This window comes from Paenibacillus sp. JT22N7, from assembly GCF_059383875.1.
On sequence record NZ_JBXENY010000014.1, the window covers coordinates 132,935 to 150,995 of the forward strand.

Consider the following 18,061-nt stretch of genomic DNA (forward strand, 5'->3'; position numbering starts at 1 on the left):
CCTTTGCCCTTACCTCCCGTCCTTGTTGTCTCCATAAAACACCCAGTATTTTGAGGTCACGAATATAATCGCCGTCAACGCTCCAATAATGAGCAGCATAATCCAGGCGAGCGCCGAGGCGTAGCCCATATCGAAGAAGGAGAAGCCCTTCAAATACAAATACAGCGTATAAAACATCGTCGCATCAAGCGGGCCGCCGCGGCCGTCACCGATGACGAAAGCCGGTGTAAACGCCTGAAACGAATGAATGACGCTCATAATGAGGTTGAAAAAAATAACCGGCGTCAAAATCGGCAGCGTAATGCTGACGAACTGATTCCACTTCCTCGCCCCGTCCACCTGGGATGCTTCGTAAAGATCAGCGGGAATTTGCTTTAGCCCCGCTAGAAAAATGACCATCGCCGAGCCGAACTGCCATACCGACAGCGTAACAATCGTATATACAATATAATCTGGATGGGCAATCCAGGATGGGCCTTTAATGCCGAGCCAAGCGAGCGCCTTGTTTACAGCACCAGTACCGTCAAATATTTGCCGCCATACGATAGCAATGGCAACGCTGCCGCCAAGCAAGGACGGGATATAATATATCGTCCGGTAAATGCCCAGTGCCCGTATGCCCTTATTGAGCGCCACTGCTACAAGCAGTGCAAAAGCCAGCCTGAGCGGCACGGAAATGAATACATACTTGAAGGTTAGCCATAAAGAGCCCATAAACGTGCTGTCATTCGTAAAAATTTGTACGTAGTTATCCATCCCAATCCATGATGGCGGAGACAGCAAATTGTACTTGGTCATGGACAGGTACAGCGAGCCAAGCATCGGTCCAGCCGTCATGCAGAAAAAGCCAATCAGCCACGGCAGCAGAAACAAATAAGCGGTTTGGTTCTGCTCGCGGGCCAGTGTTTTGCGGGAAACGCCCATGGCAAAAATCCCTCCTAATGATTGATGTACGCAAGCAAGCTGCACTCGTACACCAATCATACGCAGGAATAGGATTCGGCAACATATCATTTCTTCGGGAGTTCGTTATCACTTTTTTCAGATAGGCGCTGGCGAAATTCGGACGGTGTCAGGCCATACATTCTTTTAAACTTGGAGCTGAAATAGCTCGCATTGGAAAAGCCGGACAGCTCGGAAATATCCCATAGGCTGAGCCCCGTTTCCTCCAGCAGCCGGGTCGCATGCCCCATGCGGACGTCAGTCAAATAATGAATAAACGTTTTTCCCGACTTCGCTTTAAACAGCTCCGAGAAGTAGGACGAATTATAATTGAATCGTTCAGCAAGCATCGTCAAATTCAAGTCATACATGTAGTTTTCTGCGATATATTGCCTGGAAGCCTCCAGAACCGTATCAACAGCGCCCTCTTCCGCCCCTTGCAGCTTGTCATGAATAGACGAGGCAAGCTTCATCAAAAATTGGCAGGCTTTCTCCGCTGTGCTTAGGTTGAGCGCCATTTCCGGACGCAGCCAAAGCTGCTCGCCGCCCGTTAACGGCACATGCGCTTCATGCGCCTGCGCCTCCAAGACGAGGTTAAACTGAAAAATCGCCTTCACGAACCGGATGCGCGATACGCTAAGCGCCTCCTTCAGCTCGCGCTCTATCATTTTGACGAGCTGCTCCATTTCTCCCCGTTCCAGCAGCCGCCGGATCAAACCGACCGTCTCCTTCGGAAGCAGAAACGGCTCCTCCGCTGCCCGTTCGCCTTGGCGAGCTTGCGCCTCCGCCAAATTCCAGGCGACGAGCGAGGACATGCAGCCCTCCTTCCACTGCTTAAAGCCTTTAACAGCATTTCCTATGCCGATGGAGGGCACGAATCCGAGATGCCCGTACACCATATCGCGCAGCTTCTGCTCAAATTCCGCTGACTTCTCCTCTCCATCCAGCAAAGCAATATGCATTAGGCCGTGATAATGCTCGTCTCGAACGACTTGCACCGAGCTAGTGGAGCCATCCGCCAGTTCCCGGCAAATTAATTCGAACGGCAGGCTGAATTGCTCAGGCCTACGGTTCGGCTGCCAATCTATCTGATCCGTTTGGCCAGTCTGGTCTGACTGGTCTGCTTGGTCTGACTGGTCCGTCTGGCCTTTCCGTTCGGCTGGGTCTGTCTGGTTCATCTGTTCCTTCTGACTCTTCAATCCAACCTGCTCCGCTTGATTCGGCTGAACCTTCTGACTCTTGTGTCCAGCCTGCCCCGCCTGAATCAGCTGATCCGGCTGATTCAACTGCTGCCCACGCTGCTCTAATCCTGCTGTTATAAATCTGACCGTCCGCTCTCCCCATTCCTCCAGCTGAAACAGCTTTGCCCGCTCCAATAGCGCTTCCTCACGCCCTGCTTCGCCCCGGATGAGATAGCGCAGAAAATGCTCCTTCATTTCCCGATAATACTGGGTCAGACGCCATTTCATATCCTCTGACTGCCGATGGCTCTCCTGCTCCCTATCGAGCTCCCCTCTGACCTTCAGCAGCGCCTCCGTCAGCTCATCCCGCGCAACCGGCTTGAGCAAATAATGGCGTGCCTGATGGCGGACAGCCGCATGCGCATAACTAAAATCCTCATAGCCTGTAAGGATGATCAGCCGGATTTCAGGGTACAGCCTGCGGCAATCGTCCAAAAAAGACAATCCGTCCATCACGGGCATATTCATATCTGTCATAACAACATCGAAAGCATCGCGCTCCAGCTGCTCCAGCGCCTCCATGCCATTCGCCGCCTCGCCCGCAATACATAGGCCCAGTTCCTCCCAATCTACCTTGAGCCGCAGCCCCAGCCGGATTTCCGGTTCATCGTCCACAATCAGCACCTTATACATGCTTACCCTCCTCCTGTATAGGCAGCGCCAGTACGATTAGCGCACCGCCCCAGCCGCTATCTTTAATCTGGATCTCAAACAGCTCGCCGTAATACAGCCTGCACCTTGCAATGACGTTGCTGAGGCCAATTTGACTATCTCGGCTATTCAACAGCATGTCCATTCGAGCAGCGGCCGAGCGTTCCGCAAGCTGGCGCTTCATGTCGTCAGGAATGCCCTGGCCATTGTCCGCAATGCTCAGAACGATGCGCCCCTCACTCCTGCTGACCACAATTTCCACCCAGGCTTCCGGCTGATGCTGAAAGCTGTATTTGACGGCATTTTCGATTAGCGGCTGCAAAATAAACTTAATAATCGTCAGATGCGCAAGCTCGCCTTCTTCCTTCAACGTCAAGCTCAGCCGTTCGCCAAAGCGGATTTGCAAAATCTCCACGTAATCCTTCACGTATTTCAGTTCTTCGCGCAGCGGCACCACATCGTCGCTCATTCGCAGCGAGAATCGCATCATTTTGCCGAGCGACTCGATGACCTGCACCGTATCGTCGGTGCGCTTCTGCATGGCGAGGCTGCTCATCAGCTCCAGCGTATTGAACAAAAAATGCGGATTGATCTGCATCAGCAGCGCCTTGTATTCCGCTTGCTGGCGCAGCAGCTTCAGCTCAAATTCGTTTTTGATATGCTGCCGGAGCTGGCGCACCATATTGCGGAAGGTTACCGTCGCAAAACCTACTTCGTTGCGAATGCTGATTTCTGGCGGAAGACGCAGCTCCGCCTGATTGAAATCGCCCCGCTGAACATGGCGCATAGCGGATATGAGGCGGGATAGCGGATTGGAGATGCTCTGCGACAGCCATATGGCTAGAAAGACGGATAATACGAGCAATATGGAGGCGAATAAAATAATGCTGCTGCGCAATTGGAACAGCTTTGCATACAAGTCTTGTTCCGATACGAAGCCGACAAGTATCCATCCCGTTCTTTGCAGCTTTTTAAATACGACAATATCGGTTTTCCCTTTATCCGAATCCATATAAATAACGCCTTGTTTGCGCATATCTCCGCGGATTTTCTCCATAGCAGCCTGCATGTCGGCCTGTGCCCCGGCTTCAGGCGGGGAAAGCAGCAGCTGGCCGCCTTGATCCAGCAAATAAATGGTACCGCTTTCACCAAGGTGAATCCGATTGAGCGGCTGCTGAAAATAGTCGCTGCTCACATTGATTTTCATCACCGTTCGGGCACGGCTTGGTTCAAACGTTCCGATTGGCATGAGCATGCTGACAACCGGATGCGTGTTATTGTATCGTGCCTCGACCGGGTCAATATGGCTGGCCACCCAGTGGGTTCCCGATGCTTTAAAATCGCTGTACCACTGCTGCTCAAGCAGACCCGGATCGGACACGACCTGATTGTCGCTGCTGATCCACGTGCCATCGGCGCGGTAAAAGGTCACCCGCGATACGCTCGTATAGCTGTTCATCGCCTGCGTGAGAAAGCTGCTGAGCTTAATATTCGCCAGCATTTTCTCGCCCGCCACAAGCTTCGGGTCTGTCATGGCCCCGTCCCAGTTTTTCGTCGTATCGCTATTGAACACGAGCGAGGCCAGATCGTAGATCTGCATCTGGACCATATCGACGTAAGCGCCGTACTCCTCCATTTTCTCCAGTGCCGAGGATTCGATATAAGAGCGGATAATAGAGCGTGATTCATTAAATAATATATAAGACATAGCGCCAAAAGAAAGGACGAACAGCAAAATAAAAACAGCAATTAGTCGGCTTTTTAATGAGTAAAACACAGCTAGTCCCCTTTTCTGTCAAACATCGTGCTTGATTTGCCAATATAGTAGCACAATGCTTGCTAGGTTCGCTCTTTTTTCTCTAAATGGTGAGGACAGGGGTTCCGCTATTCTGGATTTTGAACCGATTTCGGGTCGTAAGCGGACAGGAAATTCGTTATCAACCGCATGATCCCGTCAAAATGGCCATTTGCAGCATATTAACGGCTACTGTGTCCGCGGCCTGTGCCTTAACCCATCATTCTGATAAAATAGCTGCTACTGTGTCCGCCAAGACTAGCTCTGTGCTGGAAGTAAACTCTCAAAACGAAAAGGACAACTCTGCCTCTCGGTATGTAGGTTCACATTCATAAGGGGAGACTTTTTCGGCAGAAGAGGGCATTCAAAAATAATACCTTGACCTTGAGGTATACTTCAATCTTTATACTCTGTTTATACAAGATTTCCGGCCTGCTGGACGGAGAATACAGAAATAAATGGAGGTACTGTATAATGAAAATATTAGAGGTCATTGTCATTCTGGTTATTTTAGCGGCAGCGGGAGGCTTGTTATTCGCAAGAAAATCGAAGCGGCTCGATGCCGGGATGCTTGGAGCGGTTGTACTGGCTGTGCTCTTGCATGGAGTAATCGATCATTTCCGCATCCAGATGGTTGCTGCTTACGCTGTAGCTTTCGTTTTGATTATGGCCTTAGTCCGCCGGCTGCTGAAGCCCTATGACAATTCTATCCGTTCCAAAGCTATTATTAAAAAAAGTCTGCTCTCCCTTATCGTCATCGCACTTAGCGGATTTTCTGGATATGCGAGCACGCTGCTGCCGATTTTCACAATGCCTGAACCTAACGGCAGCTATGGCATTGGCACCATCGCACGGCAACTGACGGATGAGTCCCGCGCTGAAACGCACAGTGACGACCCGAATGACAAGCGCGAGCTGATGATCAATATATGGTATCCGGTAGATAAAAATAATACCGAAGGCGCATCGACTGAGCATTACCCTTCGGAAATTGGGGAAGCGGTCAGCCTCGTATTCGGCATACCGAAGCAAATTTTCAGCCATGTGGTTAACATTCCGACGCATGTCGTAGAAGGGGCCGAGCTATCCTCTGCTGAAGCGAGCTATCCGGTTGTCCTGTTTTCTCCTGGCATTCGCTCGACCCGCTTCCAAAGCATGACGGCAATTGAGGAACTCGTAAGCAATGGCTATATCGTCGTAGGCATGGATCATCCTTATACATCAGCGAAGGTTGATTTTCCGGATGGCCGTTCGATTTTATACGAAGCTGAGCCCGAATTTCCAACTTCAGCAGAGCTTTACGACAACAATATCAAAGAAGTCGCTATCCGTGTAGCTGATACGAGTTTTGTGCTCGACACGTTGACGGCATGGAATCAGGATGACCCTGATCATAAGCTGGAGGGCAAGCTGGATCTAAGCCGCGTTGGCATTTTCGGCCACTCCTATGGCGGGGCGACTACTGCGGAGACGCTGGCACAGGACAGCCGTTTTAAGGCGGGGGTTAGTTTAGAAGGCGGATTTTGGGGCGATGTAGCCCATAATGGCTTGAAGCAGCCGTTCATGTATTTGATGACAGGCGACACAGCCAAAAGCCTTGATCCAGCGACGAAGGAGAAATCCTATGTCTATTTCGATGAGTTCGCTTCCGATTTGGATTCGGTCATGACGAAAAGCACCAATGACACTTATTATATGACCGTTGAACCCTTTATCCATCAGAGCTTTACCGATATCGCGCTGCTGTCGCCTAAGCTGTTCGCCAAGGGAGTTGACCCCGATCACATCGTAGACATTACCCGTTCTTATATCACGGCCTTTTTCAATCAATATTTGAAAAATGAATCGCAGCCGCTGCTGGCTGGGCCATCGCCGGACTATCCTGAGGTTGTGTTCGACAATAACTATACGAAAAAAGCTGCTGCCCAATAAACACACGGACAACAGCAAGAAGGGGAATGCTCATGGAAGGAATGACACGCGGCGAGCTTGCCAAAAAAACGGGTCTCAGCATGGCAACGATTCGCTACTACGAGGAAAGCGGCATCCTTCCGGCCCCCCGCCGAAGCCAAGGTGGATACCGTTTGTACTCGGACGATTATTTGGTCAAAATCAAATTCATTAAGGACACCAAGTCGCTCGGCTACTCCCTTAAGGAGATTCAGGAAGTGCTGCATCTGCTAGGCCGTGATATGGACGCTGAAGCCTTAAAAGAGTATGTGCGCAGCAAAATAGTCGAGATTGATGACAAGGTGGAGTCGCTGCGCTCCATTCAATCGATGCTCAAGGGCTTGCTGAAGACACCCGAAGCAGACATTCACAATTATTTGGATTCGTTTCGCACTCCAGAGGGCTAGCATGCATTTAAAAATAGTCGAGTCCCACGTATGCAGAGATACGGCATATCAATAGAGAAGGGAGGCCCTTATGCGGGGCCTCCCTTCTTTGCTATTACATTCGATTATTCATTTATTGCACCTTAATCTCATCCAAATAAATCGTTGCTGCACCTGTCGAGGCACTTGGTGCAAACACTTGAATGCCTAGCGCCTGAACATTGCTTTTATCCGCGACGCCTGACAAATCGTAGCTTACCGTCACGAATCCATCGCCGCTATAGGAAACCGTTTCATTCGGCGCGAACCAGCTCCAGTCACCTCCCGTTTGCAAGAACAGCTTGACGGATACAGCGCCCGAAAGCGCTGCATTCCCATCCGCTGCCACTTTAAACTTGGCGGACAGCGTACTTGCTGTACCCAAGTTCAGCACACCGACCCGTCTAAGCTGGAAATTGCCGCCGTTCAAATCAAAAGCCGCCTTCAGCGAGCTGTTTCCTGATGATGCTGCATCAGTCGACACTGCTATATCACGGGCATTTGCCGTATTGTAGGCATTATCCGCATCGGTATTAATGGCCCAACCCTCTGCTCCGCTTTCAAAATCGTAAGTGGGACCAGCAGTTCCCGGACCCCCGCTTCCTTCCACATACACATCATCTACATAGACAGCTGCTGTGCCCGTCTGTCCCGCTGTCGGCTCGATCTTCACGCCGATTGCCTGCACGCTTTCTAGTCCCGTTACACCGGTGAGCGGAAGCGTCAGCGTCTTAAATCCGCTGGAATCGACGATAACGCCCATTCCGCTATCATGCCACTCCCATGTGCTCCCTGTCTTAATATATAGGCGGGCATTAGCAGTTCCTTGCGACAGCTTCACCTTGACGCTGAGTGATGTAGAGGCGGACAGGTCCGCTGCAGCAACCTTCGTCAGCTCAAAGCCCGCCGGGCTTGCTAGCGAGAAGGTAGACGTCAGCGAATGGTCGCCCTCTGTCTTCTCATCCGCTGTAGTCGCGGCATCTGTGGCCTGCGCCTCATTCGAGCTTACCGTCCAGCCAGCCGTATCCGTTTCGAATCCATAAAGCGTGCCTGGCTCCGCTGGCGAGCTTCCCGAACCGGAGCCGCCATTTGGCACGCCGCCTGTTCCATCATTTATCGCTTCAATATCATCGAAATAAAGCGTGCTATTAAGGGTTGCTCCATTAGTGGCATTCACGTAAATGGAAAACTCCTGTACATTTTTCAAGCTGACCTTGTTGATCTTTTTGCCCGTATTTCCTGTATCCCAAGGAGCAACGGTAAACGCATTAAAGTGAAGGCTGACCCATTGCCCGGTTGTACCTGCAAGCGATGGATATGCTTCGTAGGAAACGCCATCCACACGCAACTGAATCACGAGCTTCTGGTTGCTGCCGTCCGGCACCATCCAAAATTTCAAATGGTTGAACGTGGACCAGTCTACTCCACCCAGCACTTTCGTAATGCCCGCATAGCCGGAAGTGCCCAGCGTATAGTCCAGTTTCATCCCATAGTTGCCCGAGCTTTTATGCACGCCGTCCAGCGCTACAGCTGTCGCATCGCCGCCCGCATGGATGAACTTCGCTGCCAGAGCGGCATCGCTGCCTTGATACGTCTCGAAGTTGTCCACTACAGCCGGGTCCTTCTCCGCTTCAGCAAACGTGCTGTACAAGCTTAGATTATCGACGCAGATTGAAAAATCGCCTTCTAATCCGCTGCCTACCAAGGAAAGGACAAGCCCCGTCGCCGCTGCTGATTTTGCCGCATCATTCAAATCAATAACTGGCGAAAATTTCGCATATACCGTGCTGCCTACGGTCACCTGCGGAAGCTCGGACAGCTTGATTTTGGTCGTCGTCATCCCATATTTCGTATCCCAATCCGGCGGCAGCATCGCCATGCTGCTAATCGTCGCCTCCGCATCTCCCGCATTCAGCGGAATAAAAGCGTCCAGCTTGATGCGCTTCACATCGGCCAGTGCATTTCCGCTGTCCAGCACTGGAAGCGCAAGCTTGAATTCCTGCCACGTATCCGCTGCTGCTGCATGCTGGGCATCCAGCTTCAATACGCCGTTGCCGTCCAAAACATCATGCCCCACGGTCAGCGCCATCGTTTCCGGATAAGTGCCCGGATCGCCATTTTTAACGACGCCTTCTGTATCTTGGTCAAAGGTGTACGTTTTCATCAAAATCTCGCTTGCCTGTACCGATACCGTCGCAGATTGCGTTAGCGCAACCTGATTGCCAACATATGCTTTGACGTTCAGCACCGCCGTTTTGCCATTTAAGCCCGCTGCCGGAGACCAATTCGCCGTATAGAAAAATCCGTCGCTATCAAGCGTCATCGGATATTCTGTATCCGAACCCTGTACCGTATAGACGACCTTCGTTGGGGTAATTTCCAGCGCCCGTGCGCGAATCGTGACGGAGCTGCCGACAATGCTGTTATCCGTAGGCGTTGCAATATGCATGAACGGCTGCTCTGGCGCTGTCACGACCGTATGGCCATATACGCCCTGCACCTCATTGCGGAAAGTCGTAAACGAATCATTATAGAAGTTAATAAAATCAGGCAACAGCTCATGATCGCCGAGCCCGTTTGGCGCATTTTTATAAGGCACATACAAATTGTTGCCAAGGCCAAAGTTCGCCCATGTCTGCATATAGGCAATGCGTGAAGCGTCCTCATCGGACTTGATTGCACTCAGCAAATCGGTAAACCAGGTTGTATTATTGTTCCCGGTCGTCTTCATCCCCTCCGGGCTGTAGCCGAATTCGGAAAACGTCGCAATTTTCCCCTTGCTGTCCGCCAGCCTTGAGATCATGCCCAGATCCGTAACCAGTCCGTTCAAAAATCCCTGCGAACCCGCATTCTCCTTGTTATCGTATTGGTCCATCCCCAATATATCGACATAATCGTCGCCCGGGTACGTCGTCAAATAAGTGCTTTCCGCGCCGCCGAACGAGCCATTTGGCGAGAAAACATACAGGAAGTTGCGCACGTCCTTCTTATCGCGCAGGTATTCAACCGTATAGCGGAAAATCTCCTTGTATTCGCTTGTGGTCGTCGTTTTCGCGCCCCACCAGAACCAGCCGCCGTTTTGCTCATGGAAAGGACGGAACAGAATTGGAATGAGCTTGCCATCATCATCCTTCACATTATTTGCGAAATTCGCAATGGTGTCTAAAAAAGCATTAAACTCCGCATGCTTGTCGCCGCCCGGCAAAATATGAGCAACTACATTGCCTGACGTATCATTAAAGCTGCCGCCGGTCACAAAGTTCGGAAAATGGGTGCTGAGCGTCACAATGCCGCCGAGATCGTGGGCATTCTTGACCGATGCAGTGAGATTGATCCGACTTTGCTCGATATTGTTCGGCACACCCGGCTTCTCTTTGCCTTCCAGGCTTAGCGTATCCCAGCCGAACACGGCAGGGTAATCGCCAACCGAATTTTTCACCTCGGATTGCGAGCCGTCTGCCCCGGTCAATGTCACACCTTCGTCCGTTGCATGCTGATGGCCGAATAAAATTTCATGACCGCGCACGCCGTTCAAATAGGCGAACAGTGATTTGGTCTCAGCCGTTGCATGCTGATCGACAAAGTTCACCGTCGGCTCCGTATTTCCGCCGTTTCCGCCGCCGTTGTTGCTGCCACCACTGCTGCCCGAGGATGCTCCTGTTCCTGGCATCGTGCCGGTGCCAACTGGCGTCAGCGTGCCATTTTTCAACGTATAGCTGCCTTTGGCTATTGGCTGGCCATTAATAGTGACGGAATCGGCCTGCACCGTCAGCCTCCCGATCGTTGTACCTGGGCCGGTGATCAGCTCCGTAGGCTGATTCAGCACGATGCTGTCTGCCTCCGCGTTGTCTCCCAGCTCCAGAATAGCCTTGCTGTTAGCCACGATGCTATTGATTTTGGTGTCTCCGTCTGCCTCGACATGCACCTTGCCATCCTTGCGGTTAATTTCTACGCCTGCCAGCGTTGAATCGTGAAAGATAACGGTATGCTCGCCGCCACCTGCAATAAACGTCGTTCCTTTCACGCTGGCATGATCGACTACTGCTTCGCCGTCCCCAATGCCTGCGGTCAAATAAAGGTTGCCGGCAATTTGGGCATCTTTGAGCGTAATGCCAGCATGATTAATGATCGCATGGCCCGAAATCGCTTGCGCCGCTGTATATTCCCCTGACTTGGCATACAGCTCGGCCACCAGTTTGTCCACCAAGGTTATGACCTCTGCACGAGAGATTTTGCCTGCGGGCTGGAAAGCGCCATTTTCGTAGCCGCTGACAACACCTTGCAGCGCGTTGATCGCCTTTTTCGCATAGCTGGAAATTTGGCCGCTATCCTTGAAGGACCCCGCGTACGCTGCATCGTCCGCCGCTTTCAGCTCGAAAATACGCGCCAGCAGCGTTACTGCATCCTGCCTCGTTATCGGCTGCTCCGCCCTTGCCTCATTACCCGGGAACCCGTCATAATAGCCCGCAGCCCGCGCTTTGCTAAGCTCGCCCGCATACCAAGCTGTCTCCGGCACATCGCTAAAGGCTGAAGCAGACAAAGCCGATAAACCGAACAGCCGATTAATGACCGTGACAAATTCCGCCCGGGTCATGCTGCCATTCGGATGGAAGGTCCCGTCCGAGTAACCGCTTACAATTCCCTGCGCACTCCATTTCTCTATAGCAGCTTTCGCCCAATGTCCCTGTATATCGGGAGCAAACGCGTTAGTTGCCGCCCCTGATTGAGCGAAAGCAGCAGAAGAGAACATCGAAACAACGATAGCTGGGGCCATGATGGCCGCGATCCATTTGCGTTTTTTATTCATGCGATCCTCCTATTTTTTAAAGTGTTTTGAAAGCGCTTCACATCATTATAGAGGAACCACTTGAAAAAAATAGGAGATTCAATTTGTTTTTATAGTTCTCTTTTGTCTTCTATTTTGTTATGTTTCTTTAATTTAAGGTGAAACGGCTGTCGCCGTCCTTTGGCGGCACAGCACGTTTCATTCCGAGAAATATAGAGAAAGGATCGGGAAATCCTATACTTTCCTATATTTTTAAAAATGCAACCAAGCTTTCGCTTCGCCGTATCTAATCAGACATCCCTGCTGCAGCAGGAACTGTAACACCATTAACCATTAACAACTACAATCACAATCTGCTATACTACAAATAGTTTCATATTCTTACACAGAATCGACAAATTCCACCATTCTGGCCTGTTAAGAGCTTTAAGGTGAATAACTGTCGAGGCAGATGGTTCTTTTATTTCATATTTGAGGAGGCAATACAAATGGGTATTGGATCGAATTCAAACGGCGGCAACAATTTTGGTGGACAAGGCGGCATTCAGGGCGGTATCCAAGGCGGTATCCAGCAGGGTGGCATTCAACAGGGCGGTATTCAGCAAGGCGGCATCCAACAAGGCGGCATTCAACAGGGCGGCATCCAAGGCGGTACTCAGCAAGGCGGATTCCCGAATGCGGGCAACGCTAACTCCTTTGGTGCAGCACCTGCTCCTCAAGGTGGCGGCTTCGGAGGCGGACTTGTATTGTCCAAGGGACAGAAGCTCGATTTGACGAAAAACAACCCCGGACTCGACCATTTAAAGGTTGGACTCGGTTGGGATACGAATCGCTTGCAAGGCCAAAATTATGACCTCGATGTTGAAATTTTCCTGCTGAACCAAGCGGAGAAGCTTCCTTCCAACGGCCATATCATTTTTTATAATAACTTGAACAGCCCAGACGGAGCGATTCGCTATAACGGCGACAACCGGACTGGACAAGGTAGCGGCGACGATGAGTCGGCAGAAATCCAACTGTCCCGCGTGTCTCCTGACATTCAGAAAATCGTATTTACCGTGACGATTGACGACGCTGTTCGCAAAAATCAAAACTTTGGCCAAATCGGCAACGCCTACATTCGGATCGTCAACCAGGCGAACGGCGCTGAAATTTGCCGCTTCGACCTGTCCGAGGACTATTCCACTTCCATTTCCTTGCTCGCGGGAGAAGTATACCGCCACAACAACGAGTGGAAGTTCAATGCGGTAGGTACAGGCCTTACGCTTGATCTCACTGGCATTTGCGCACATTATGGCGCTATGTAATTCACTACACATCTAACTGGAGGTCAACTCATATGCCATTTCAATTTCAAGTGGAACGCGAGCTGTTTCTGAAAGCTGAAGGCCAAGGCAAGTTTTTCGCTAAAAAAGGCTCCATGGTCGCTGATCAGGCTTACAACGGCAAATTTAAATATTCCAAGCGCTTGCTTGGCACAAACTCCGGCAACATTGTTGGACAAGTATTAAACCACGGTATGCGCCGCATTACAGGCGAAAACCTTGAAATTATGGAAGTCGAAGGCCAAGGCTCCGTCTATCTTGCTGACCAGAACACGCATGTGACCATCATTAATTTGGAGCAGGGCGGCCCTTGGCAGCACGTCAGTGTTGAAAGTGAAGACCTGCTGGCGTTTACAGAAACTTGCCACTACGGCGTTACGATCATCGGCTCCGGTGTCATTTCCCAACGCGGACTTTTCACCTCCAAGCTCTCCTATAACGGACAAGGCGCTCAAGTCGCAGTGAAAACGAACGGCAACCCGCTCGTTCTGCAAGCTCCATGCCGCGTCGATCCCGATGCGATTGTTGCCTGGACAGGCCCTTCACCTAAAGTGAAGCTTGATGTGAACTGGAAAACCCTTATCGGACAAACCTCTGGCGAATCGTATATGTATGAGTTCAATGAGCCTGGGCAAATCGTTATCATTCAGCCTTTCGAGCGCCAAAGCGGCGTGAAATTCGGCATTGATGACAACCGTTACCAGCCGCAAGAGCAAAGCAGCGCCTTCCAAAACACTTTTGGCGGCAACGGCGGCAATGCTGGTAACGCTGGCAACGTTGGCAATAACGGCGGTGCTCCAAGCAATAACAATAACGAAGGCGGGCTCGGCGGCATTATTGGCCGAATTTTGCGTTAAGCCATTTATTATACGTAAATCCGATAAGAAGATTAAAGCATCTCCACTCATCATTCCTGATGAGCAGAGATGCTTTTTTTCATGCTGGTGCCTGTTATTCCTGCCACTCCACGAGCTGTGGATTATTATCCAAAATGGACAGGTATTGCTCCTTCCAGCCATACTTGGCATCGGGGTCAAGCAGCTGGTAACGGTGGAGCTTCTCCCGCCGATGCTCTTCTTTCGCCCAGCCATAATGCTTAAGGCGAATGCCCGACAGCTGATGAGGCAGCTCCAAAATATTAGCGGGAAAACGCCCGCAATGCTGCGGTGTATTTTTCCACTTATAATCAAATGCTGGGTCATAGCGGAGCAAAAAAGGACGATAGCTTTCATGTGCCTGCCAGATCGCATCCGATCGATACGAATGAAGGCTCCAGAAATCGTATAGCCGGAAGCAAAATACATTCGTAGACCGGCTTTGCAGCAGCGAATCGAGCTCCTGAACGAAGCTTTGCTCGAACCATTCATCCGCGTCTAGATTCAGTATCCACTCCGGATTTACAGTCAACGTCTCTTCCCACTGCTGCTTCCGCAGCGTAATTTCATTGCTGAAACGCGACACCTCGTTACGGATCAGTTTAACCGGAATGCCTTCCAACACCTGCAGGCACACCTCAGCTGTGTCATCCGTGCTGCCATCGTCAATAATGACCGCGTCATCAATATACTGGCGATGCTGCTCCAGCGCCTGGCGCAAATAGCGGCTGCTCTCGTTCCTTACGATCATCGACAGCGTGAGCCGTCCTCGGGTCTGGGGCTGGACTTCCGCTTCTTTCTGTAGAAACCGCTCCGCCCCAGCCAAATCCGCGCTGCGGTAAATATGATAGGCGGGATAGTGGGTATCCACAAACAGCCGCAGGCCAAGCGCAGCCGCCCTAATGCAAAAATGCCGATCTTCCCCCCAGAAGGTTAAATTGCTAATGGGGCCAAAGTGCACACCTGCTTCAAGCGCCTGTCTGCTCAGCAGCGTACATGCGCCAAGCCCGCCTACCTCGTATACGCCAGGCTCGCTTAACATGGCGTAAAACTGCTCCAAGCGCACCGCAATTTCCATATCGCTCAGCTTCTCGCCTCGACCTCGCTCCCACTGTCCGTATTCGTCATGCAGCCATACTTGCGGCTGAGGACGCGCATCCGGCTGCCAGCGGGTCCAAAAAATTTCCGATACTATATCTTTGTCGTCCGCTACTAGCTGCGGAAGCGTTCTGGCGTCCAGCAGCAGGTCAGAGTCGAGCAGAAATAAGTAATCAAATTGGCTCTCTAGCGCATGTTCAATGATTCGATTTTTGAAATGGGCAACCTTCCAAATGAGCTGCTCGTTCCAGCAATGCGTTATATCCGTGCGTACATACACGTCTTGACAATCGGAGGATTCTGAGCGGATAATGGTTACCCCCTCGCGAGCGGCAGTAAACTGTTCCAGCAGCTGACTGCTCGTAGCATCCGTATTATCGTCAATAAAGAGATAGCTCAGCTCCAGCTGATCTGCATTAAAGCGTTTCAGCGAAGCGAGAAACAACGCAAGAATCGTAGGCTGCTGCTGAACGGGACTGGCAATGAGCACACGCCTTTTTTTCTCAGACAAGAACGATCCCTCCCTCATCCTTCTTACTCAGCCGCTGACTCAAATATTCCCGGTTCGCTATCATTCGCTCATCCTCCGGCCGATAGCTGGCCGCCTGCTCGTTATGCCTATAAGCTGACTCATAGTCGCCCAGACGGTCATAGCAGACACATAGCTGAAGCTGCGGCAGCCAAGTAGAACAGGCTATATTCGCAAAACCCCAGCCTGTTGTGTCCGTATGCTCCACGTGGAGCGCCTGCTTATACCAATATACCGCCATCTGAAGCTCATCCCGCTGCAAAAAATAATACCCAAGGCGGCAGCAAAATTCCGCCCGAGGCTTATCATAATAGAAGGATCGCAGCACAGAATCCATCATATTGCGTGGCTCGTTCAGCTCGTGGTAGCAGTCCGCAAGCCGCCCGCAAGCAAGAATATTATCCTCGATCCAGCCTTTGCCGGTAGCAAGAAACTTGTCATAATAACGGATGGCCGAATCGTAGCGGCCATTGTCTTTCAGCTCATTGGCATAATAAAATAAGTCGCGCGGGGTGAAAACTTCTCCTCTGCGAAGCCGATTTTCATACATCGTTAAATTGCGGTCGCTATCATGCCCGAGGCTCTTATGTGTAACGATTACATCACAATGAACGATGTTTCCGTAAACCTCCAAATACTCATGGACCGCGCCAATCCACTGAAAGTTCCGCTCACGCTTAACAATGCGATTGCGCCGCAGTTTGTTAACTACGTTGCCGTACTCGTCAAAGGACAGGTGGTAATCCATCGAGACGGAGTCTACCGTATCGTCCAGCTGGTGTTTGAGCGCCTTCAGCTTATGCAGCTCGGAAACCTCCAATACATCGTCCGCATCCAGCCACATCATATAAGGCTTCGTTGCAAGCGAGAATGCGAAATTGCGGGCGGCGGCGAAGTCATCCACCCAGGTGAAAGACTCGACGCGATCGGTAAAATCGGCAGCGATTTCCCTTGTAGCATCGGTCGAGCCTGTGTCGACAATAATAATTTCATCTACGGCGGGGGCAATAGAGGAGAGGCAGCGTGCCAATGTTTTTTCTTCATTTTTGACTATCATGCAAAGACTGATCGCGATCAATGAAACCACACTCCTGCGAGTTGATTCTATTGACCCATCCTATTCAGTCACTCTTGCCTTGGTGCCCAACTGGCCGCCTTAGCTTAATTGGATAATGGTCAATGCCGCGCCGGCGCTGCCTCCAAGCAATGTGGCCGCACCCAGCAGTCCAAATAATTGAAGGGTAATGGTCGAGCCTGCTGTCAGTCCAACAATAATATCGTTATTGAAAGAGGATAAGCTTAATACTGGCTCCAATGTTGAGGCCGTACTCGCTATGCCGTTAATTAACAGACGCGAGCTGACCAATAACGCCGCTGTCAAATTAATTTGGTACGTAATATAATATCTGCCCGCTGCGGCAACTGTGAACGTATCGTTTAATCCATTGACCGTTATGCCTGCGGCGATATTTTGAGAGCTTGGAAGCGGTACATTCGTGCCTCCAAGTATAACTGCAATGATACCCCCAGTTGTATTGGCTGCAAAAGCGGATACAGCTGTCGTACTAACGCCTGTTGCTCCAGTGACTCCGGTAGTTCCAGTTGCTCCTGTAGCACCAGTTGCTCCGGTCACACCTGTCACTCCCGTGGCTCCGGTTACACCTGTAGCTCCCGTGGCTCCTGTAACTCCGGACGCCCCGGTTACACCGGTTGTTCCTGTGATGCCAGTTGCTCCGGTTGCTCCCGTCTCTCCGGTTGCTCCTGTGACTCCTGTCGCACCAGTTATGCCGGTTACACCCGTTGCTCCTGTCGCTCCCGTTTCTCCGGTTGCTCCTGTCGTTCCGGTCTCACCAGTTGCACCGGTTGCTCCTGTGACTCCTGTCGCACCCGTTGGTCCGGTTATTCCTGTCGTTCCGGTCTCACCAGTTGCTCCTGTCTCTCCGGTTGCTCCTGTCGAACCCGTTGGTCCGGTTACTCCTGTCGTTCCGGTCTCACCAGTAGCCCCTGTCACACCAGTTATACCGGTTGTTCCTGTGACCCCAGTTGCTCCGGTTACACCCGTTGCTCCCGTCTCTCCGGTTGCTCCTGTTGCTCCTGTTGCACCAGTTGTCCCGGTTTCTCCAGTCGTTCCGGTCTCACCAGTAGCCCCTGTCACGCCAGTTATACCGGTTGTTCCTGTGACACCAGTTGCTCCGGTTACACCCGTGGCTCCTGTCGCTCCTGTCTCTCCGGTTGCTCCTGTCGCACCCGTTGGTCCGGTTATTCCTGTCGTTCCGGTCTCACCAGTAGCCCCTGTCACACCAGTTACACCGGTTGCTCCGGTTACACCCGTGGCTCCCGTCTCTCCGGTTGCTCCTGTTGCTCCTGTTGCACCAGTTGTCCCGGTTTCTCCAGTCGTTCCGGTCTCACCAGTAGCCCCTGTCACGCCAGTTATACCGGTTGTT

11 protein-coding genes are annotated in these 18,061 nt (G+C 51.4%); 4 read left to right on the forward strand and 7 right to left on the reverse strand.

The annotated features are described in order from the left end of the window. Positions 1–9: 9 nt before the first annotated feature. The 3 genes from AC50Y5_RS29530 to AC50Y5_RS29540 form a co-directional block, all read right to left on the reverse strand. Positions 10–924 carry a carbohydrate ABC transporter permease gene (locus tag AC50Y5_RS29530; protein ID WP_056035172.1) on the reverse strand — a complete coding sequence of 305 codons (915 nt, stop codon included), beginning with the start codon at positions 922–924 and terminating at the stop codon, positions 10–12. Positions 925–1,010: 86 nt separating this feature from the next. Next, positions 1,011–2,816, reverse strand: a complete 1,806-nt coding sequence (locus tag AC50Y5_RS29535) for a response regulator (RefSeq protein WP_494865013.1) — start codon at positions 2,814–2,816, stop codon at positions 1,011–1,013. Then, a complete protein-coding gene (locus AC50Y5_RS29540) occupies positions 2,809–4,611 on the reverse strand; it encodes a sensor histidine kinase (RefSeq protein WP_056035182.1) in 1,803 nt (600 codons plus the stop codon). The genes AC50Y5_RS29535 and AC50Y5_RS29540 overlap by 8 nt, the downstream gene beginning before the upstream one ends. A gap of 492 nt (positions 4,612–5,103) precedes the next feature. Between AC50Y5_RS29540 and AC50Y5_RS29545 the strand changes: the two genes are divergently transcribed. Together AC50Y5_RS29545 and AC50Y5_RS29550 are read left to right on the forward strand one after the other, a co-directional pair. Next, positions 5,104–6,561 (forward strand): alpha/beta hydrolase family protein, encoded by a 1,458-nt coding sequence (locus AC50Y5_RS29545; protein ID WP_494865016.1) that lies wholly within the window; start codon positions 5,104–5,106, stop codon positions 6,559–6,561. A 32-nt stretch (positions 6,562–6,593) separates the two neighbouring features. Then, positions 6,594–6,986, forward strand: a complete 393-nt coding sequence (locus AC50Y5_RS29550) for a MerR family transcriptional regulator (protein WP_056035186.1) — start codon at positions 6,594–6,596, stop codon at positions 6,984–6,986. A gap of 112 nt (positions 6,987–7,098) precedes the next feature. Here the strand turns inward: AC50Y5_RS29550 and AC50Y5_RS29555 are convergent, their stop codons facing one another. Continuing rightward, positions 7,099–11,811: a glycosyl hydrolase gene (locus AC50Y5_RS29555; protein WP_494865018.1), complete on the reverse strand. Its 4,713-nt coding sequence runs from the start codon at positions 11,809–11,811 to the stop codon at positions 7,099–7,101. Between the two features lie 725 nt (positions 11,812–12,536). Between AC50Y5_RS29555 and AC50Y5_RS29560 the strand changes: the two genes are divergently transcribed. Together AC50Y5_RS29560 and AC50Y5_RS29565 are read left to right on the forward strand one after the other, a co-directional pair. Then, positions 12,537–13,097, forward strand: coding sequence for a TerD family protein (locus AC50Y5_RS29560; protein ID WP_056035246.1), 561 nt, complete (start codon positions 12,537–12,539; stop codon positions 13,095–13,097). A 32-nt stretch (positions 13,098–13,129) separates the two neighbouring features. Continuing rightward, positions 13,130–13,972 carry an AIM24 family protein gene (locus AC50Y5_RS29565; protein ID WP_056035191.1) on the forward strand — a complete coding sequence of 281 codons (843 nt, stop codon included), beginning with the start codon at positions 13,130–13,132 and terminating at the stop codon, positions 13,970–13,972. A gap of 94 nt (positions 13,973–14,066) precedes the next feature. Here the strand turns inward: AC50Y5_RS29565 and AC50Y5_RS29570 are convergent, their stop codons facing one another. The 3 genes from AC50Y5_RS29570 to AC50Y5_RS29580 all read right to left on the reverse strand — a co-directional run. Further along, positions 14,067–15,599: a glycosyltransferase family 2 protein gene (locus AC50Y5_RS29570; RefSeq protein ID WP_494865021.1), complete on the reverse strand. Its 1,533-nt coding sequence runs from the start codon at positions 15,597–15,599 to the stop codon at positions 14,067–14,069. Further along, entirely contained in the window at positions 15,592–16,695 is a 1,104-nt protein-coding gene (locus AC50Y5_RS29575) for a tetratricopeptide repeat-containing glycosyltransferase family 2 protein (protein ID WP_494865022.1), read from the reverse strand. Before AC50Y5_RS29575 ends, AC50Y5_RS29570 begins: the two co-directional genes overlap by 8 nt. Positions 16,696–16,773: 78 nt before the next feature. Then, on the reverse strand, positions 16,774–18,061 hold a 1,288-nt coding region (locus tag AC50Y5_RS29580), incomplete at its 5' end, for a BclA C-terminal domain-containing protein (protein WP_494865024.1).

What these genes read in the sequence shown, in the direction of transcription:
- AC50Y5_RS29545 (WP_494865016.1), top strand. Translation starts at nt 5,104, where the DNA reads ATGAAAATATTAGAGGTCATTGTCATTCTGGTTATTTTAGCGGCAGCG.
- AC50Y5_RS29555 (WP_494865018.1), bottom strand. Translation starts at nt 11,811, where the DNA reads ATGAATAAAAAACGCAAATGGATCGCGGCCATCATGGCCCCAGCTATC.
- AC50Y5_RS29530 (WP_056035172.1), bottom strand. Translation starts at nt 924, where the DNA reads ATGGGCGTTTCCCGCAAAACACTGGCCCGCGAGCAGAACCAAACCGCT.
- AC50Y5_RS29550 (WP_056035186.1), top strand. Translation starts at nt 6,594, where the DNA reads ATGGAAGGAATGACACGCGGCGAGCTTGCCAAAAAAACGGGTCTCAGC.
- AC50Y5_RS29565 (WP_056035191.1), top strand. Translation starts at nt 13,130, where the DNA reads ATGCCATTTCAATTTCAAGTGGAACGCGAGCTGTTTCTGAAAGCTGAA.
- AC50Y5_RS29535 (WP_494865013.1), bottom strand. Translation starts at nt 2,816, where the DNA reads ATGTATAAGGTGCTGATTGTGGACGATGAACCGGAAATCCGGCTGGGG.